Source organism: Synergistaceae bacterium (genome assembly GCA_031272035.1).
In the GTDB taxonomy this organism is placed as follows: Bacteria; Synergistota; Synergistia; order Synergistales; family Aminobacteriaceae; genus JAISSA01.
Map to the genome: position 1 here is coordinate 1 of JAISUO010000095.1, position 19,609 is coordinate 19,609.

A 19,609-nucleotide genomic window follows, 5' to 3' on the forward strand; every position below is an offset into this window, starting at 1 on the left:
ACATGCTCCCTGTTCACGGGAGCTTTTTTTTATGGGAATTTTTTATACATTGACAAATCGGATTATCTGGTGTAGGTTGTCAGACATCAGAGGGTGAATGTATTAGGAATATTTCGATAAAAAATAACGATTAAGGAAAAAACAGATGGAACGTGCCGTATTCGATCCGCTGGAAAGAAAAAATCGCAACGTCATCGTCTGTGAAAGTATCCGTGAAAAAATTCTCTGCGGATTCTGGAAGCCGGGGGAACAAATTTACACGGAAGCTGAACTGATGAAGGCCTTCAACGTCAGTCGTTCTACGATCCGGGAAGCTCTCAACCACCTGAAGGCGGGGAACCTCATCTATACGGTACCGGGGCTGGGAACTTTCGTCTCGGAAAACATCGACTCCCAAAACCCCATTCCACGACTCGACCTCACCAATATGGAAGATATGCTGCAACTGTTGGATTTCAGAAGAGGGGTGGAGCCGTTTTGCGCGTATCTGGCTTCAAAAAAAATCACCGACGGCGAAATCGACCTGCTTTCCGACTTTATCGCGATTCAGGAAAAATCCGCGGCGGAGGAGTCCGATGAGTTCGAGATGGCGGATATTCGTTTTCACTCGGCTATAGCGGCGTCCACGCGCAACGACCTGTACATCCACACCTTCGAGATGATCCTCGATATTTTCAGGAAACAGCAAAGCCTGTCGGGGTCTTATGAGTGGCGGCGCAACAGAGCGCTGAAATACCACAGACAGCTGATTCGAGCTTTCAAAAAGCGTGATTCGGAACGAGTGGCGCTGGTGATGCAGGAACACATCGAAGACACCCGGAATTACGTTTTTCAGATGTTGGCGGAAAAAGCATAAACAAAATCGTTTTTTGTGATGATATCACTGGAGGTGAGGGTGTGGACAGGGAATTGGTAACTTCGCTGAGCGAAAAGGCGCGGAGTGTGCGCCTGGGGATCATCGACGCTCTCGGCGTTGGTAATCGCGGTCATCTGGGGGGATCCATGTCCTGCGCGGACATCGTGGCGGCGCTGTACTTTTACAAAATGCGCCACAGCGCGCAGAAGCAGGACGATCCCAACCGCGACCGGTTCATCATGAGCAAGGGGCACTCCGTTCTCGCGCAGTACGCCGCGCTGGCGGAGACGGGATATTTCGACAAAAAGATCCTTGGAACCACCAAGACGCTGGGCAGCATTCTTCAGGGGCATCCCGAGAGAACAACCCCCGGCATCGAGGCAAACACCGGTTCGCTGGGGCAGGGTCTGTCCGTGGGAGTGGGGATGGCCCTCGCCGGAAAAGCCGACGGGCTCGACTATCATGTTTACGTAATCGTCGGAGACGGCGAGCTGGCGGAAGGACAGATCTGGGAGGCCGCGATGGCGGCGTCTCATTACGGGCTGGACAACCTGACGGCCATCGTGGACATGAACGGCATCCAGGCCATGGGAAAAACCCGCGACCGCTACGCGATAGGCAACATTCCCGGTCGTTTTGCGGCCTTCGGCTGGAAAACCTTCGAAATCGACGGGCATGACATGGCGGAGATCGTGGATACGCTGGACAGGGCCGCTGCGGTTCGGGGACTTCCCACGGCTATTGTGGCCCGAACGGTGAAGGGAAAAGGCGTTGATTTCGCGGAGAACACCCACGCGTACCACAACAATCTCCTGAACGTCGAAGAGCGCGAGAAAGCCATCGCTTCCGTCATGGCCTCGGCGATGTCGGCGAAGTGAAAAAGGAGGAACGGTTATGGAAAAAAATCCTCGTATGGCCTATGGCGCCGCGCTTTTGGAGCTTGCCGGAAAAGACCGCCGTATCGTGGCTCTCGATGCCGACCTCTGCAATTCCACCCAGTCGGTCCAGATCGAGAAGAATCTGCGGGGGCAGTACTTTGAAATGGGCATAGGCGAAGCCAACATGATCTGCGCCGCGGCGGGCCTCGCTCTGTGCGGCAAAATTCCCTTTGTCCATTCCTTCGCGGTTTTCGTGGCCGGACGACCCTTTGACCAGATCCGTCAGGGCGTTTGCCTGCCCAATCTCAACGTGAAGATTGTCGGTTCCAGCGCCGGACTGTCCGATTTTCCGGACGGCGCGACCCACCAGTCCTTTGAAGATATGGCGCTTATGCGGGTGCTGCCCAACATGACCGTCTTTTCTCCGGTGGACGCCGTCGAGGTGCCGAAGGTCGTTCGAGCGGCCCTCGCCATCGAAGGTCCGGTTTACATTCGTCTGAACCGCAACGACGTGCCCGTTCTGACGGAGGACTCCACGCCCTTCGAGACGGGCAAACCCCTCGTGCTGGCCGAAGGCGGAGATGTGGCGCTCTGTGCCACGGGGCTCATGACCGATCTGGCCATGAAGGCGCGCGAATCGTTGAATGCGGATGGAATCAGCGCCAGGGTCGTGAACTTCAGCACCATAAAGCCGCTGGACGCGGAAGCTGTGAAAAAGGCCCTCGCCGGAGTGCGGGCCCTCGTCACGGCGGAGGAACACAGCGTCATAGGCGGCCTTGGGGCGGCCCTGTCCGAAACTCTCGCCGAAAATCCGCTTCCCATGAAGCGCGTGGGCATCGCCGATCGTTACGGCCAGTCCGCTCAGGATTACGAAATGCTTCTGGAACACTACGGGCTGACGCCTCTGGCCATCGCGAAGGCCGCCAGGGAAATTCTGTCCCGGGGAAAGTAACCTTAAACGATATACACACATACAGAACACATACGCATACAGAACAGAAAAGGAGTTTTGGCGATGAGCAAAATTGGATTTATCGGACTGGGGATCATGGGGAAGCCCATGGCGAAAAACCTTCTGAAGGCCGGAAAGTCTCTGGTGGTGTTTGACGTGGTGAAAACCGCGCTGGACGAGGTGGTCGCGGCAGGCGCGACAGGCGCGGGGTCTCCCGCCGAGGTGGCCGCCGCTTCCGACGTCATTGTCACCATGCTGCCGAACTCTCCCCAGGTGCGGGAGGTCGTCTGCGGTGCAAACGGAGTGCTGTCCTCCCTTCGCAGGGGGCATATTCTGGTGGACATGAGCTCCATCGCGCCTCTGGTGAGCCGCGAGCTCTGCGCCCTTCTGGAGGAAAAGGGCGCCGACATGCTGGACGCTCCGGTCAGCGGCGGGCAGGAAAAGGCGGAAAAGGGCACCCTCGCCATTATGGTGGGGGGAAAGGAAGAGATCTTTCAGAAGGTGAAGGACGTTCTGGACGTCATGGGAAAGAGCAACTACGTCGGGGGCAGCGGCGCGGGGCAGATCACGAAGCTGGTCAATCAGACCATTGTCGGAATCAACATCGCGGCGGTGGCGGAGGGCATGAGCCTGGCCAAAAAAGCCGGCGTCGACCCCGAAAAGGTGTTCAACGCCATCCGCGGAGGGCTTGCGGGCAGCCAGTGCCTTGAGGACAAGGCTCCCCGCATGTTCGAGGGCCGCTACAATCCGGGCTTCCGCATCAACCTTCATATTAAAGACTTGGGAAATGTTCAGGAGACGAGCCGGGGCCTGCACCTTTCCATGCCTCTGGTGGCTCAGGTCATGGAGATGATGCAAAACCTGGCGGCCGACGGGCATGAAACGCTGGATCACGGTTCTCTGGGGCTGTTCTACGAAAAGCTGAATAACATTTCTCTCAAAAAGTGAGTCAGGGGGGAACGGGAGATCTTTATCCCCATCCCCCCAAAACCTAAAAGGAGGCGGAATAAATGAAGAAGTACGGTTTTTGGGTGGCAGTGCTGCTTCTCGTCTTCGTGGCGTCGGGGTCCGCGTTTGCGGCGGACAAGGTATGGGAGAAGGGGACTCCCACGGTCTACGTCGGGTTCGGAGCCGGCGGCGGGACGGATACGGCGGTTCGTCCCCTGATCGCGCTGATGGAAAAGCGCCTGGGTGAAACCGTCAACGTCGTCAACATGCCGGGGGCGGCCAGCGCCCTCGCCGCGGAGGAAGTTCAGGGCAAGGCTCACGATGGCTACAGCCTTTTTGCCACGGGATCCGGCTGCTTCGGCGGCTTCCTCATCACCGATACCTCGAAGCAGGGCGTTCCCTGGAACTGGTGGGGCTTCCATCACATTCAGGGTCCGGCGGCTCTGGTTGTGAATCCCGAAAAATCGGGAATCAATACGGTGGAAGACGCGATCAAAGCCCTGCAGGAAGGTAAGGCCAACGTCGGAGTCTCCTCTCTGGGGGCGGGTATCCACGCTTTCGTCGAGGCCTTTGCCGGGGCGGCGGGAGTCAAAACGCCCATCAATTACGTCACGTCCGGCGGCGACGGCAAGACCTGCGTCTCCGTCATGGCCGGAGAAATCGAAATAGGATCCATTTCCTTCTCGGCCGGTATCGACTACGTTCGTTCCGGCAAGCTGAAGGCCCTCTTCCTCAACCGGAGAGAGCTGCTCAAACTGTCCGACACCCTCAGCATTCCCCCCATCACCGACCTGGGGCCCCAGTTCGCCAGCATTCCCGACCTTGCGGAAACCTGGCCCGTCATGATCCCGCGGGACGCCCCGAAGGCCATTGTGGACAAACTGCAGGAGGCCTTCCTCTGGGCCTGCGCTCAGCCGGAGATGAAGGAATTCGCCGAGAAAATGGGTTATCAGGTCATCACCCGTTACGGAGAGGAAGCCGACAAGGTCCTGGATTACCAGTACGCGGCCTACGCCTGGGTGATGTTCGACGCCGGGCTGGCGGACGTTTCCCCGGAAAAGTTCGGGATTCCGCGCACGGCGGACTGGGACTGGAACAAGGAAAAAGCGAAGTACGGGTACAAATAAACATGAACTGAAACCCGGGGGGCGGGGTGTTTTCCGCTCCCCGTTCTGATTTTGCGAAGGAGGTGTTTTCTTGACCGACCTGACCGATCTGTCGCAGGGGCCGACTCCGAAGAGCGGGGTTCCGGACGCGGGCGGCGAACCCTCTGGGACCGGCGGAAAAAAACGTACAGCGGGCAGACTGGCCGGAGCGGACTTCATCACGGCGGTTCTGCTCATTGTTTTTGGGGCGGTATTTTTTGCGGGGGCGGCGGGAATGCGGGTGTACCGAACGATTCTCGTTTCTCCCGGCTTTTTCCCGATGATTCTGGGGATTCTCTTTATCGTCTTCGGCCTGGTTCTCATGTATTCTTCGTCACGGCGGAGAGGTCGGGCTGATGCCCGCCGCATCCTTTCGGGGGGCAATCTCAAAAGGGGCTTCACTTCTCCCGTGTTCAAAAAAGGCGGCATCGTTTTTTTGCTGATTCTCGGCTACGTGGCTCTTTTGGGGAAAATCAGTTTTGTATATCTGAGCATGGCGTATCTTTTTCTCACGTTCTTTTTTCTGAAGGCGGCAAAATGGTACTGGATTCTCATCATTTCCGCGGTTGCCCCCATCATCGTCCAGATCGTTTTCAGCCACGTTTTCAGGATTCCCATGCCATAGGGAGGCGGGACGATATGGAGTACTTCCGGCACATCACGAGCATGTTCTCCGCCATGGCGCGGGATCCCTGGATCATCGCGCTGATTTTCGGCGGTTCCATCATGGGGCTTCTCGTGGGGGTCATTCCCGGTCTGACCGCCACCATGGCCCTGGCTCTTTTGATCAATATTTCCTACGGAATGCCTCTGGAACGGGCGGTGGCCTTTCTGCTGAGCGTTTACGTGGGAGCCACGTCAGGGGGTCTGTGTTCCGCCATCATGATCAACATTCCCGGGACTCCGGCTGCGGCGGCCACGGCTCTCGACGGCTTTCCCCTGGCCAAACAGGGCAGGGGAGGACTGGCCATCGGGACGGGCTTCATCGCTTCTTTTGTCGGTACGGTTTTCAGTATTCTCGTCATGCTTCTGCTCACCCCGATCCTCTACCTCATCGCCATGAAGTTCGGACACTGGGAAATGTTTCTTCTGGCGCTCTTTGGCATCATGATCTGCGGTTCCCTCAGCACGGACAAGGACCCCATCAAGGGCTGGATCGTGGGATTTCTTGGATTTGCCCTGTCCATGGTGGGAATGGAGGAGATCTTCGCCTTTCCCCGTTTCACCTTCGGCAACCTGCAGCTCAAGGGCGGCATTCCCCTGATCGCCACGCTGATCGGTGTGTTCGGCATTTCGGAGGTGCTGGGCGTCCTTCAGGAAAGCGTGCCCTACCGGATAGAGGGCAAAGTGGGGCGCGTCATCCCTCCCCTGGGGGTGTTCAAATCGCTCATCCCTTCTATTTTACGCTCCGGCGTCATCGGCGTCATCATCGGCATCATCCCCGGCGCGGGGGAGGACGTGGGCTCGTGGCTCGCCTACGACATGGGGAAGCGGCGGTCGAAGGACGGAGATAAATTCGGAACCGGAATTTTGGAGGGGGTGGTCTGTCCGGAGGTGGCCAACAACGCGGTTATCGGCGGAGCCATGATTCCCCTTCTGACCCTGGCCGTTCCGGGGAGCCCCCCCGCCGCCATGTTCCTGGCCGCCATGAACCTCCACGGAGTGCGGCCGGGTCCCATGCTCAACATCGAAAATCCGGCCTTCCTTCCGATGGTGGGGGCCTCGCTGATGTGCGCCTCCCTGGCCATGCTTTTCTGGGGTCTGCTGCTGGCCAAGCCGATGGTGGGCGTCCTCAAGGTCAAGCGCGAGATTCTTCTGCCGCTGGTGGTCCCTCTGACGGTGATCGGCGCTTACGGCGGCGGAGTACGCATTTTCGACGTCTATCTGATGCTTTTTGCCGGAATGATCGGTTATTTTCTCCGTCAGATGGATTATCCCCTTGCGCCGCTGGTGCTGGGGCTCATTCTGGGGCCTCTGGCCGACGTGAGTTTCCGGCAGGCCCTCATGCAGAGCCGGGGAATGATTCTGCCCCTTCTTCAGCGCCCTCTGGGGCTGATCCTCATGGCGTCCGTGGCGTGGCTGATCTGGAGCGGCGTTGTCCGCGCCCTGGCCTATTACAGAAAAATGGATCAGGAAATTGCGATTGGAGATGAATGAGGAGTGAGTGATTTGACGGATTCTATTGGCGGGTATCTTGAAACGGTCTTTTCTCTGAAGGATAAAATCATCCTTTTTACAGGGGCCACGGGCGGTATTGGAAGCGTTCTGTGCAGGGGGTACGCGAAGGCCGGCGCGACGGTGGCGCTCTGCGACGTGGACCTCGGCAGACTGGCGGAGCTGGAAAAGGAAATCCGCGAGTCGGGCGGGGAGGCGTCTTCTTTCAGGCTCGACCTGACCCATCAGGGAGACATCGCGGACTGCGTGAATCAGGTGATTCGCAAATACGGAAGAATCGACGTTCTGTTCAACTGCGCGGGCATCAACAAACGCGAGGGGATCCTGGACGTGGACGAAAGCACCTATGACCGCATCATGCAGATCAACCTGAAGGGGCTTTATTTCATTTCCCAGGAAGTGGCAAAGCACATGAGGACGGCGGGAAAAGGCAACATCATCAATATGGCGTCCCATAACTCCGTGGGGATGCTGGGCGGCTGCAGCGTCTACGGCGCCACGAAGAGCGCTGTCACCGCCCTGACCCGATCCATGGCGGTGGAATGGGCGAAGTTTGGAATACGCGCCAACGCCATCGCTCCGGGCCATATTCTCACCCCTCTGACCACCGTGACCTGGGAGCATCCGACACGAAGCGCCTACCTGAAGGACCGGATCGCCATGCAGCGCCCGGGAGACCCGGAAGAAATCCTTGGAATTGCCATTCTTCTGGCTTCGGATGCCTCCAGTTACATGTCGGGAATGATGGTTCACGTGGACGGTGGATGCCTTGCCGGCGGAACACCCTGGGACTTCGACACGCAATTTAAATGAAAATCTGGATGAAAATCTGAAGAAAATCTAAAATCTATCTGAGTAAATTCCGTCGAAAAGGCCTGCCGCTTTTTTGAAATAGCTTTTTTTCGTAGAATTTCTTCTGTTATAATTTCGTTGTAATCTGTAGCTGAAGGAATTGAGTATCTGAACAGATTGGAAATTAAATACCTGGAGGAGCAGTAATGGGCGGAAGTATCGAAAAAGTTGTGCAGGACAGACGGTCATGGTATGCCATCAACGATCAGTCTCCGGTTACAGACGAGCAGATCCGTGGAATCGTCGATTTTGCTCTGCTGCACGTCCCGTCGGCCTTCAACTCGCAGTCGACGCGTCTCGTGCTTTTGCTGAAGGAGCATCATAAAAAATTCTGGGACATTGTCATGAATGCGTTGAGAGCCGTGGTTCCCCCGGAGAAATTCGCCCCTTCGGAGCAGAAAATCAACTCTTTCGCGGCGGGGTACGGGACGATTTTGTACTACGAAGATCAAAAAGTGGTGGAGGACCTGCAGAGTCGTTTTCCCGGCTACGCGAAAAACTTCCCCGCCTGGTCTCAGCAGACTTCCGCCATGCACCAGATCGTGATCTGGATGATGTTGGAAGACGCGGGACTGGGGGCGTCTCTGCAGCATTACAATCCTCTTGTGGACGAGGAGACGCGTCGGGTCTGGTCTCTGGATCCCGCCTGGACTCTGGTGGGGCAGATGCCCTTTGGCGGCAGAGTGAAAGCTCCGGACGCGAAGGAATTTCACTCTCCGGACGAACGAAGAAAGTTTTTCGGGTAAAATTTTTCGAGTAAAAATAAAATATAAATAAAAACGCCAATGCTGTCAGCGTGGGGAGAGGCTTTACGGTCTTTCCTCGCATTAACACAATATTCTGAATACGGTTCATGCCGTGAGGTGAGGTCTGAACAAGGTTTTTTACGCGGACGGTAAAGTGGGAGGATAGTTGAGTGAAACGATCGCCTCTTTCTCTGTTTCGGGGCAGGGTATTTTTGTTACTCTTTTTGTGCATCAATGTGCCCTGTTTTGCCACATGGTACGTGGTGAAGCATGTCATGGAAGGGACGCTTTTGCAGGAAAAGGAAGCAAACCTGATGACGCTGGCCAGGGTGCTGAATTCACGTCTGGATGAGGGCGGTTATTCGGCGATCCTGGAGGCGGCGGGGGCGGAATCCGCCGACCGTGCGGAGCAGATAAGAGTGCTGAACCAGGCTCTGGAGAAGGCCACAGACGACGTGGCCCTCAGTTCTCCGGGACTGGGAGTGGGGTTTTACTCGCGGAACCTGGACGCCATCCTCACCTATGGTCCGTCGGCTGAGTTTTCGCAGATGGTGGGGCGATCCATTGCCCCGGATCACGGCGGCCGGGTGGTCATGGCCACCAACGTGCCGAAGGTCGCGATGGGAACCATGGTGCGGGGAAACATCCTGAACGCGATGTTCCCCGTGGAGCGAAGGGGCGAGGTCATCGGTTACATCTGGGCCAATGAGCTTGTCACGGACATCGTGCTCCATTTCAGAAAGATCAGTCGCAACGTTTTCATCATCGTGGGGCTGGCCTATATCCTGATGGTCATTCTCGTCATCATGATTTTCAAAAGAACCGTATTCCTGGAGCATAAGGCCCTGCTCATGGCGGAGGCCGCGAATACCTCCCAGAAAGAGTTTCTGGCGCGCATGAGTCACGAGATCCGCACGCCGATGAACGGAGTGCTGGGCATGACGCATCTGGCGCTTCAGGCTTCCCCTCCTCCGGAACAAAAAGCCTATTTGAAAAAAATAGAGTCTTCCGCTTCATTGTTGCTGGGGGTCATCAACGACATTCTGGATTTTTCCAAAATCGAGGCGGGCCGTCTTGTTCTGGAGAAACGCCCCTTCTGCGTTCGGGAAATGGCGGAGAACATCCGGGATCTGATCCTGCCCCGGGCCGTGGAAAAGAACCTGGAACTGGAGGTTTTTCTGGAGGACTCCGTTCCGGAATACGCCATAGGGGATGAACTGCGCCTTTCGCAGGTTTTGCTCAATTTGCTGGGCAATGCGGTAAAATTTACCAACAGCGGGTCCATTGTTCTGACCATGGGTTGCGAGATTCTGTCCTCGGGGCGTCTGAGGCTCGACTGTTCCGTTCGGGACTCCGGCATCGGAATGACGCAGGAGCAGCAGAAAATGCTTTTCACGCCCTTCACTCAGGCAGATAATTCCATCGCGCGAAAATTCGGCGGAACCGGTTTGGGCCTTTCCATCAGCCGGACGCTGGTGCAGCTCATGGGCGGGCATATTGGCGTGGAGAGCGAACCGGGCAGGGGAAGCACCTTTTTCTTTTCCGTGGAGCTGGAGCCTGGCGTTCCGAAAACGGAAGAAGACGCTTCGGACGCGGGAAAAGGCTCCGTTTCGGAGGACGGGGATTATACAGGACATCGTTTCCTGCTGGTGGAGGACAACGTCATCAATCAGGAGATAGCCGTCGCGGTTCTTTCCGAACTTGGAGCCGAGATCGACGTCGCCGATAATGGAGAAGAAGGGCTGAATGCGTTTTTGCAAAGGGATTACTCGCTGATTTTCATGGATCTTCAGATGCCGGTCATGGACGGGCTGGAGGCCACGAGACGCATTCGTGCCTCCGGTCGTCCCAACGCGGCGACGATTCCCATTGTTGCCATGACGGCCAGCGCGATGGTGGAGGATCGGGAGGCGACCCTGAAGGCGGGGATGAATGGGCACGTCACCAAACCCCTCGACATTCGGGAACTCAAAAAAACCGTCCGTCGCCTGCTGGAGACGTAATCTCAGGTTTACGGCCGCAAACGGTATGAGAAAAGTATTCCGTATCTGGTGTCCTGAAACAGCTTTTGTAAACTTTTGTAAAATTCTTGAGATGTAGAAATATCAAGATAAATATATGTTACAATAAAAAAAGTTGTATTGTTTATTCTGATACTAGGGATTTTTTGCGAAAAGAACAGCGAAAAGAAGCATTTTAGATTAAGTAGTGCTGTCGCTTGTTTATAAAATGGACTGTCGTAAGATATGTGCATTGTCGCTGTAATCTGTGCAGGATATGGAGAAATTATCGCTCTCAGCAGGAGGTTTGTGGGGCCCCATGATGGTAGATATCGCAAAGCTGTCAGATTTCGAAACCGGAGAAAAAGAAAAACGTCAGGTATCTGCTTCGCCCGTTGTCAGACAGGGAGAACTTTCCTTTGAGGAATTGCTCTCCACATCAATGAAGAAAGTCAATACGCTGCAGCTGGAGGCGGACGATATGGTTCACAGGCTTGCAACCGGAGATGTAGAAGATATTTCCGAAGTGGTGCTGGCTTCTTCGCGAGCGGAAGTCGCACTGAGGATGTTTATGGAGCTGCGCAACAAGTTTGTGGATGCTTATCAGCAACTGTCGAGAATGTCGGTTTGAGTTCAAAAACGGACATTGATTAAAGTCATGGTTATGGATACCATAAAATGGAAAGCCTGAAACAATTGTTCGCCAGATTTTTGCTTTTTTGGGCGACGCTGAAGGTCTGGCAGAAAGCGTCGTTGTTTTTGGCGATTTTTCTGGTGTTTGCTCTCCTGGGAATGGCGGTTCTCTGGGCGGGCCGTACGGCTTATGAACCTCTGTTTACCGGCCTGGAGGTGGAGGATCAGTCCGCTATCGTCACCTACCTCAGAGAAAATAAAATTCCCTATCGACTGGATCCGGCGGCCAACGCCATCCTTCTTCCCCGAAGCGAAGTGTATGAAGTAAGGCTTTCTCTGGCCCAGGAGGGATTACCCAAAGGGGGCAGCAGAGGATTTGAAATTTTTGACGAATCCAAGATGGGAATGAGCGAGTTTCAGCAAAGAATCAGCTACCTGCGCGCCCTGGAGGGCGAGTTGCAGCGTACCATCGCTCAGATCGACGCCATCGATTCTTCCCGGGTGAGCATCGTCATCCCGGAGCAGCGTCTGTTCCTGGAGCAGCAGCAGCCCTCGACGGCGTCTGTTCTGGTGCGCCAGAAGCCGGGGGCGCAGCTGGGCCCCAATCAGATCAAGGCCATTATCCATCTGGTTTCCCGAAGCGTCGATGGTCTGCAGCCGGAAAACGTGACGATCATCGATACTGCCGGCCGCAACCTCTCCGACATGATCGCCGAAGAACCCTTCGTCTACTCCGCGGATGGCCGGGTGGTGTCCCTCCAGAGGATAACCGAGCGGCAGCATGAGAAGGAACTGGAAACCAAGGTGCGCATCATGCTGGAGAAGCGCTATGGCGTCGGCAATGTGGTCGTAGGTGTCCGAGTGGACCTGGACTTTGACAAAAGGAAAATTTCCGTGAAGGAGTATCTGCCCTACGGCGATACGGGACAGGGACTGGTGCGCAGCACCAACAAAACGGATGAAAGCTATACGGGAGAAGATCCTGTACCGGTGGGCACGCCGGGAACTACCACCAATATCCCCGGTTATCCGGTCAACACCCAGAACAGGAATACCGAATATAACCGAACGGATACCACTAACAATTTTGAGATCTCGTCCCGCGAAAGCGAAGAGGTCGTAACGCAGGGCGGAACCCGAAGGCTGACGGCTTCGGTTCTGGTCAACGCGGAACTGAACGCTGACGAACTTTCTCAGTTGAAGATGCTCATCTCGGGACCGTTGGGCTACAATGAAGCGAGAGGTGACAGCATTGTCGTGGAGGCCATGAAGTTCGACACGACCCTGGCTGACACTCTTGCGGCGGAACTGCGCCGGGATCGGCTGCTTCGCATGGCCATCGGCTCTCTGATCGCTCTGCTTGTTCTGGCCTGTGTGGCAGCGACGGGTCTCTGGTGGCTTCGGAGGAGAAAAATGCGTGCTGCACTCGATGCAATGCAAAAAGAAAACAAACATGTTCCTACGATTCAGGAAATGTTGACTTCCCCTGATATGCTGGCGTTTCAGGGAGAGATGGCGGTTCTGGAAGAACAATTGAAGGCTTATGCCAAGAATAATCCTGCTGAGGTCGCGAACCTGGTCAACGAGTGGATTTCGACGGATAGTTGAGAATGATGGCGAGGTACTCGATATATAATGAAGGAGTTTTCCGATGGCGAAGTCGGCTAAGGTAAGCAATATATCCAACAGAGAAAAAATTGCGGTTCTCATGGTTGCGTTGGGGAATGACATCGCCGCGGATGTTTACAAACAGCTTGACGATGCGACGATCGAGTTGATCACTCTCGAAATAGCGAATCTGAGGAAAATTTCGCCCGACCTGAAACTGGAGGTTATGAAAGAGGCCCAGGAAGTCCTGATGGCGAGGGAGTTCATGGCCCGGGGCGGCGTAGAGTACGCCCGGGATGTTCTGGAGAGGGCTTTGGGGCCGGAGCGGGCGCAGAATCTTCTCACCCGCATCACGGCCAGTCTCCAGGTCCGGCCTTTTGACTTTATGCGTCACACTGACCCCCAGCAGATTCTCGGTTTCATCCAGGGAGAACATCCTCAGACCATCGCCCTGATTCTTTCCTATCTTGACGCCGCGCAGGCCGCGATGATCATCAGCGGACTGCCCGCGGTGATGCAGGCGGAGGTTTCCCGGCGCATAGCGAAGATGGATCGCATCACGCCCGAAGTGCTTCGGGAGGTGGAACGAGTGCTGGAGCGCAAGCTGAGTACCGTCATGGGACAGGATTTCACCCTGGCGGGAGGTATCGACGCGGTGGTGGCCATCATCAACAGCGCCGACCGCACCACCGAGCGCAACATTATGGAATACCTGGAAGAAAACGATCCCGAACTGGCGGAGGAAATTAAAAAGCGCCTCTTCGTGTTCGAGGATATTATTCGTCTGGACGATCGCTCGCTGCAGCGCGTGCTGCGCGAGGTGGAAATGAAGGAGCTCGGACTGGCCCTCAAGGGCGCCACGGAAGAGCTTCGAACGAAATTCTTCAAGAACATGTCCAAACGGGCCGCCGAAATGCTCCAGGAAGATATGGATTACATGGGGCCGGTGCGCGTAAAAGACGTGGAAGAAGCTCAGCAGAAGGTCGTCAACGTGGTCCGGGCGCTGGAGGAAGCGGGAGAAATCGTTGTAGCGGTAGGCGGAGAGGACGAGTTGGTTGTCTGATTTGCGTCAGGGGGTCCTGCGTGCTGTGCGCCTTCTTCCGGACGTGGTGAAGATAGGCGCAGAACCTGAAAGAGATTCTGCTTCTTTCAGAGAGGAAAGTCATCCATCGAATCGAGCGAATCGAGACCGGTCTGCCGGTAAAAAGGAAAATCCCTCAGCCGGTGAAAACACCCCGGAGGCGCCAAAAAGCGAAACCTCCGGGGAACTTCCTGCAGATCCCCTGCAGGAACTGAAGGACCAGATAGCAGCTCTCCAGGCCGAACTGGCGGAAACCAGATCCGCCAAGGCCCAGGTTGTTTCCCGGATCACCTCTCTGGAGGCTGAACTTGCCGAAAACCGGGAGGCCGTCGCCAAAAAGGAACAGGAACTGGCGGCCGGCGTTGAAGCGAATCGTGAGCAGGCAAAACGGGAAGGTCGGGAAAAAGGTCACGCCGAGGGTTTGAAAAGTGGCCGTGAAGCGGCTCTGAGTCAGGCCCGGACTGAGATTGCGAAAGAGTACCGGGACAAACTGTCGGGTCTTGTGACGCTGATCGAAAGCTTTGCGTCGAAACTGGACGAAAATTTTGCTGAATTGCTGATGATGAACCAGCCGCGTATGCTTCGCCTCTGGCAGGAAATGCTGAAAAAAATGCTGCAGCGGGAGGTTGCAATGGACTCCGAGGCGGTGCTGGGAGTCCTGGGCGACCTGCTGAAACGCCTGAGCGACAGGAATCGCCTGGTGATTTACGTCAATCCCGAGGACACGGCGCTCCTGGAAAATAGAATGCATGAAGAATTTGAAGACGTTTTGAGGGGCGTTCGTCACATCGAACTTAAATCCGACGCGAACGTGGACCGGGGAAGCTGCATCGTGGAGACGAATCTGGGTGTTTACGATGCGCGCTGGCGGACTCAGCTGGATCAGATCGACTCCACGGTGGAAAGCCTTTTCCACAGACTGGGAAAACCGGTGGAAGCCCCTGTTGAAGGCGCCGAAACGACGGACCAGGCGGATATTGTGCACAATGAATGAAGTGAATCTTTTTACAATTTTGGAGTCAGATTTGGAGCAAACCCGGCTCGTGAGGATCAACGGTCGCATCGTGCAGGTCGTTGGGCTTGTGGCGGAGTCTCAGGGGCCGGATGTCTGTGTGGGTGATTTATGCAAAATCTGTTTCCGGGACGGCTCTCACGGGTTGGATGCGGAGGTCGTGGGGTTTCGGGAAAATCGCGTGCTTTTGATGCCCCTGGGGAACCTGCGAGAGGTCGGCCCGGGATGTGATGTCATTTCCATGGATCGCCCTCTGGGGGTATCCGTGGGAGATGCGTTGTTGGGCCGGGTTCTGAATGGTCTTGGAGAGCCCATCGACGATGCCGGACCTCTTGTTGCCACGAATTTTTATCCTCTCTATGCGAACCCGCCTCACCCTCTGAGACGACAGATGGTGGACAAGCCTCTGTCGGTGGGAGTGAAGGTCATCGACGGGCTTCTGACTTTGGGAAAAGGCCAGCGTATCGGTATCTTCGCCGGATCGGGAGTGGGGAAGAGCACCCTGTTGGGGATGATGGCCCGTTATACCACCGCCGACGTCAACGTCATCTCTCTGGTGGGGGAGCGAGGGCGGGAAGTGCGGGAGTTCATCCAGCGGGATTTGGGCGAGGAAGGGCTCAAACGCTCCGTAATCATCGTGGCCACCTCGGATCAGCCGCCCCTGATTCGTCTGAAAGCGGCTCAGACCGCCACGGCTGTCGCCGAATTTTTCCGGGACGAGGGGAAGGACGTCCTTCTCATGATGGACTCCGTGACCCGCGTGGCCCGGGCCCAGCGTGAAATCGGGCTTGCCATCGGAGAACCTCCGGCCACTCGAGGCTACACGCCGTCGGTTTTCGAGATGCTGCCCCGTCTGCTGGAGCGGGCCGGAGCGGGGGAGCGTGGGAGCATTACGGGCATTTACACCGTGCTGGTGGAGGGCGATGACATGAACGAACCCGTGGCGGACACGGTGCGGGGTGTCCTGGACGGGCACATCGTTCTGTCCCGAAAAATCGCCTCTCGCAATTTTTATCCCTCCGTCAGCGTGCTGGAAAGCGTCAGCCGCGTCATGCCGGTGATTGTTTCCCCGGCCCACCGCGACGCCGCGGGACGGGTGCGAAGTCTTTTGGCCACCTACGCCGAGGCTGAAGACCTCATCAACATCGGAGCATATAAAACGGGAGCCAATTCTCAGGTGGACTGGGCTTTGAAACACCTGGAATCGGTTCGCCGGTTTTTGAGTCAAAAAGTGGAAGAATCCTCTTCGTTTGAGGAAACCACGCGGCAAATCATCGCTCTGGCCCCGGAAGAATCGTAAGGTAAGAAATCAGGAGATGTTCGAAGATGCAGCAGCGTATTCAAAAGTTCAGCCGAATGCTGAAACTTCGGGAGAACGACCGCAGAACGGAACAGACAATCCTGGCCTCCGAGCGCAGGGAAGAGGAAGAAGCCCTTCAGCGTCTCGACCTGCTGGGGCAGGAAAAAAATCAGGCTATGGCGTCCTTCAGCGGCAACAAAGACAAAATTTTTTCCCGAAGTGAAATCTGGTTTCAGAGGCAGGCCATCGAGGTTCTGGAAAAACATATCGGCGAGGGGAAGGAAAACCTTCGCGACATACAGCACAGAATAACCCTCACGGAGGAGCGTCTGGTGGAGCGTCACCGGGACGTTCGCATGATGGAGGGTTACGTGGACCGCCTGAAGGAAAATCTGCGTCAGACGGAAATCACCACGGAGCAGATCGAACTGGACGACATCGCCGTGATGCGATACACCAGACCCGGGGTTCAAAAATCCGGAAGCGCGGTCCTCCTCCGTCATGAAAAAGAAATCCGGAAAGAAGAAACGCGAAAGGAAGAGAACAGATGAGGTCCAGACCGGTCAATCTCGATAAAGTACGGAATCGTATCGAAGAAATTCTTCGGAAGAGCAGCTTCAGCCTCGAACAGCAAATGCGGGGCGGATCCGTGAAGGAGAGCGAGTCGGGAAATCGTTTTGTCGAAGTTCTGGACTCCCAGCAGGCTAAGGGACGCGAGGCAAAGAAAACTCAGGGTCAGAGAGACATGGACGAACTGAGAAAATACACCGCCCGCGCCGCGGATAAATACCGGCTGGACGAAGAGCTGATCCGGGCCGTTATCCAGGTGGAGTCGGGCTGGAAAAGCGACGCCGTTTCCATCAAGGGAGCCCAGGGGTTGATGCAGCTCATGCCCCGTACGGCGTCTATGCTGGGAGTGGAGGATTCTTTCGATCCCGAACAAAATATCGAGGGCGGGGTAAAATACCTCTCCGATTTGACCGATAAATATGAAGGCGACATTGAAAAAGCTCTGGCGGCCTACAATGCCGGTCCGACCAGGGTGGATTCAGGCGGGAAACTGAGCGCGGAAACTGAGCGATATGTTAAAAACGTGATGGCGTTATACCATCGTTACCGGGAGGAAGACTGATGGGCGAAGAGCGACGGGAGGACAGACCTTCCCGACAGGAGAGACGCCCGGATGAAGCGGCGAAGGATGAAAAAGCGCCGGTTGTTCCAAAGAAGAAGAAAAAGCAGAGTAAACTGACTCTTTTTTTCCTGGCGCTGCTGTTGGCTTTTGGGGTGGGAGCGGGATTGCATTTCAGCGGCATGTGGGACGCCCGTCCTTTGATGTGGAGCATTCTTCCAAAGATTCCCTACATCGGAGAGCCGGTTTCCCGATTTTTCAGAGTGCCGAAGGAATATACCCTGACCACGGCGGAACGGCGGGCTTACGAACTGACCGAGTGGCAGAAGCGTCTGGACGAGCGGGAGCGCAGCCTTACGGATCGGGAATCGAAGGTGGAAACCCTTTCCGGCGACTTGGGTCAGCGGGCGGAGCGCTTGTCCAAACAGGAGAACAGCGCGTCCCGTCAGACCTCGCCTCAGCAGGCGGAAAACTCCGCCTCGGACGCGGATAAAAAGTTGCTGGATCAGGTGGCGAGGACGTATCAGGATATATCTCCCCGCAGCGCCGCCCAAATCGTTGAGCAGATCGATGAAGGGCTGGCGGTGGGGCTTTTGAGAAAACTTCCCGTGGATGCCCGGGCCTCCATCCTTGGAAAGATGGAACCGAAAAAGGCGGCCAGACTGACGGAACGCATGGCGCTGGAACCTGGTCGGCAATGAAGTGAACCGAAACAGAATACAGGGGTGAAAACGGATGCAGGATATAATGTCTCTTCCCGTGCCGATACAGAGCGTACAGAGCGCGCAAAACAGTTCCTCCGGTTCGAAGTCGGCGGACAGAGGGTCGGAAGATTTCGAAGCGGGGCTTTTTGCGTCGTTTCTGTCAAGCAGTTCTCAGGCCCTGGAGAAATCCGAATCCGAAGGGACTTCCGACGCATCCCTGAATCTGACTCTGGCGGCCCTCCAGGGGGAAACGCGAACGGAACGGTCGGCGACTTTACCGCTGATCCTCACCGGTGATGGCCCGTCCCTTTCGAACTCGATTCTGGATTTGTTCGCCTCGGTGAAGGAGGACATGGAAGCCCAGGGCGTCGACATGACGAACCTTGCGGGAGAGGTGAAGGAGTGGCTTGGAGAGGATTTTTCGGACTTGGACGCGGACCGGCTGGCCGCCGCGCTGTCCCGGCTGCGTGATCGGTATTTGACCTCCGTGCGAAGCGACGGCCCCAATCACCTCAATGTGGACGTTGCGGTGGGAGATGACCTGACGCTGGCCCTGGATGCGGCCCTCAGCGGAGTGGATGACGACGGAGCGAAGGACGACGACAAATCCGGAGAAAAAGAGGCCTCCGATGCCTCTCTGGCCTCCGCCCGGCTTCTGGCCTCTCTGTCGAATTTTGCGAATCTCTCCGGGGTGACGACGGACAGCCCCGCGGACAAAGCGGAGCAGGGAAAGGGCGCGGAGGGCCTGGGAGGCGTTCTGACGCCCAGAGTGTACTCTTATCTTAAATCCGGCGCCCGCGCTCTTTCAGAGGAAACGGGAAATAAAAATTTGAATCCGGAAAAGGAAGGCGCTTCCACGGAAGCCGGCCCGACGGAAAAAGAGAACGCCCTTCCGGTTGCCGCGCCGAATGAAGCCGCCGGCGGCAACACCGGAGAGGGGACTGAAAATCCTGAAAAGGATTCGTCCCGGAGTCGGTCGGAGGTTGCTCGAAGTTCATCGAAGGACGGGGACAAGGCTGTCGCTCAATCGGGACAAACGGACGAAACCTTGGGGAAAACGTCTTCCGCCGAGCGCAGAACGAGCAGTTTCGACGAGTTTTTCAGCGCGGTCGTGACGCGCGGGGAGCAGTCCGGTTCTTCCGGGGAGGTTCTGGACCTTTCCAGGGGAGCCTCTCTGTCGAGAAACGAAACTCTTCGTGAAGGATTGGACAACGTTGTGCGCTTCGTTCGCACCAACGGCACTCAAAAAGCCTCGCTGATCGTGGACCCACCTGCGCTGGGGCGCATCAGTGTGGAGCTGACCAGCGGTGCCACGGGGTTGGATGCTTCCATTAAAGTGAGCAGCGAACAGATCCGACAACTGGTACAGGATCAGATTGTACAGCTTCGCATGTCTCTGGAGCAGCAGGGGGTCCAGGTGGCCCATTTTTCAGTGGATGTTCAGCAGGACAGCGAGCATCAGCGACAGTCCGGGCAGCAGCAGAGCCGGAACGCGCGGAGAGTTCCGGGGGAAAACCCGGATGTGGAAGAAGAAACAGTTTTCAGGGTGGATCTGAATCAGGGGCTGCTGTACTGGGTGGCCTGAAAAGA

The 19,609-nt window shown here is 56.2% G+C and carries 19 protein-coding genes; all 19 read left to right on the top strand.

The features are described 5' to 3' along the window. The first annotated feature begins 145 nt into the window (after positions 1 to 145). The 19 genes from LBR61_11035 to LBR61_11125 all read left to right on the top strand — a co-directional run bounded on the left by LBR61_11035 (position 146) and on the right by LBR61_11125 (position 19,604). On the top strand, positions 146 to 856 hold the full coding sequence (locus LBR61_11035; protein MDR1732614.1) for an FCD domain-containing protein: 711 nt from the start codon (positions 146 to 148) through the stop codon (positions 854 to 856). A 41-nt stretch (positions 857 to 897) separates the two neighbouring features. After that, positions 898 to 1,734, top strand: coding sequence for a transketolase (locus LBR61_11040; GenBank protein ID MDR1732615.1), 837 nt, complete (start codon positions 898 to 900; stop codon positions 1,732 to 1,734). Between the two features lie 16 nt (positions 1,735 to 1,750). Further along, positions 1,751 to 2,686: a transketolase family protein gene (locus tag LBR61_11045; GenBank protein ID MDR1732616.1), complete on the top strand. Its 936-nt coding sequence runs from the start codon at positions 1,751 to 1,753 to the stop codon at positions 2,684 to 2,686. 63 nt (positions 2,687 to 2,749) lie between these two features. Next, positions 2,750 to 3,634 carry a 2-hydroxy-3-oxopropionate reductase gene (gene garR, locus LBR61_11050; protein MDR1732617.1) on the top strand — a complete coding sequence of 295 codons (885 nt, stop codon included), beginning with the start codon at positions 2,750 to 2,752 and terminating at the stop codon, positions 3,632 to 3,634. Between the two features lie 62 nt (positions 3,635 to 3,696). Continuing rightward, positions 3,697 to 4,761, top strand: coding sequence for a hypothetical protein (locus LBR61_11055; GenBank protein ID MDR1732618.1), 1,065 nt, complete (start codon positions 3,697 to 3,699; stop codon positions 4,759 to 4,761). Between the two features lie 70 nt (positions 4,762 to 4,831). Further along, positions 4,832 to 5,404, top strand: a complete 573-nt coding sequence (locus tag LBR61_11060) for a tripartite tricarboxylate transporter TctB family protein (GenBank protein MDR1732619.1) — start codon at positions 4,832 to 4,834, stop codon at positions 5,402 to 5,404. A gap of 14 nt (positions 5,405 to 5,418) precedes the next feature. Then, positions 5,419 to 6,936, top strand: coding sequence for a tripartite tricarboxylate transporter permease (locus LBR61_11065; GenBank protein ID MDR1732620.1), 1,518 nt, complete (start codon positions 5,419 to 5,421; stop codon positions 6,934 to 6,936). Positions 6,937 to 6,948: 12 nt separating this feature from the next. Beyond that, positions 6,949 to 7,767, top strand: coding sequence for a glucose 1-dehydrogenase (locus LBR61_11070; GenBank protein MDR1732621.1), 819 nt, complete (start codon positions 6,949 to 6,951; stop codon positions 7,765 to 7,767). A gap of 185 nt (positions 7,768 to 7,952) precedes the next feature. Then, entirely contained in the window at positions 7,953 to 8,552 is a 600-nt protein-coding gene (locus LBR61_11075; GenBank protein MDR1732622.1) for a nitroreductase family protein, read from the top strand. Positions 8,553 to 8,722: 170 nt separating this feature from the next. Then, positions 8,723 to 10,555 (top strand): response regulator, encoded by a 1,833-nt coding sequence (locus LBR61_11080; GenBank protein MDR1732623.1) that lies wholly within the window; start codon positions 8,723 to 8,725, stop codon positions 10,553 to 10,555. 316 nt (positions 10,556 to 10,871) lie between these two features. Beyond that, on the top strand, positions 10,872 to 11,183 hold the full coding sequence (gene fliE, locus LBR61_11085) for a flagellar hook-basal body complex protein FliE (GenBank protein ID MDR1732624.1): 312 nt from the start codon (positions 10,872 to 10,874) through the stop codon (positions 11,181 to 11,183). Positions 11,184 to 11,230: 47 nt separating this feature from the next. Then, positions 11,231 to 12,793, top strand: a complete 1,563-nt coding sequence (gene fliF, locus LBR61_11090) for a flagellar M-ring protein FliF (GenBank protein ID MDR1732625.1) — start codon at positions 11,231 to 11,233, stop codon at positions 12,791 to 12,793. A gap of 43 nt (positions 12,794 to 12,836) precedes the next feature. Continuing rightward, a complete protein-coding gene (fliG, locus tag LBR61_11095) occupies positions 12,837 to 13,856 on the top strand; it encodes a flagellar motor switch protein FliG (GenBank protein ID MDR1732626.1) in 1,020 nt (339 codons plus the stop codon). Then, positions 13,849 to 14,868: a hypothetical protein gene (locus LBR61_11100; GenBank protein ID MDR1732627.1), complete on the top strand. Its 1,020-nt coding sequence runs from the start codon at positions 13,849 to 13,851 to the stop codon at positions 14,866 to 14,868. The genes fliG and LBR61_11100 overlap by 8 nt, the downstream gene beginning before the upstream one ends. Further along, a complete protein-coding gene (fliI, locus tag LBR61_11105; protein ID MDR1732628.1) occupies positions 14,861 to 16,186 on the top strand; it encodes a flagellar protein export ATPase FliI in 1,326 nt (441 codons plus the stop codon). Before LBR61_11100 ends, fliI begins: the two co-directional genes overlap by 8 nt. A 26-nt stretch (positions 16,187 to 16,212) precedes the next feature. Continuing rightward, positions 16,213 to 16,737, top strand: coding sequence for a flagellar FliJ family protein (locus LBR61_11110; protein MDR1732629.1), 525 nt, complete (start codon positions 16,213 to 16,215; stop codon positions 16,735 to 16,737). After that, positions 16,734 to 17,318, top strand: a complete 585-nt coding sequence (locus LBR61_11115; protein ID MDR1732630.1) for a lytic transglycosylase domain-containing protein — start codon at positions 16,734 to 16,736, stop codon at positions 17,316 to 17,318. The genes LBR61_11110 and LBR61_11115 overlap by 4 nt, the downstream gene beginning before the upstream one ends. Next, positions 17,318 to 18,016: a hypothetical protein gene (locus LBR61_11120; protein MDR1732631.1), complete on the top strand. Its 699-nt coding sequence runs from the start codon at positions 17,318 to 17,320 to the stop codon at positions 18,014 to 18,016. The genes LBR61_11115 and LBR61_11120 overlap by 1 nt, the downstream gene beginning before the upstream one ends. 34 nt (positions 18,017 to 18,050) lie before the next feature. Then, positions 18,051 to 19,604, top strand: coding sequence for a flagellar hook-length control protein FliK (locus LBR61_11125; protein ID MDR1732632.1), 1,554 nt, complete (start codon positions 18,051 to 18,053; stop codon positions 19,602 to 19,604). Positions 19,605 to 19,609 lie beyond the last annotated feature (5 nt).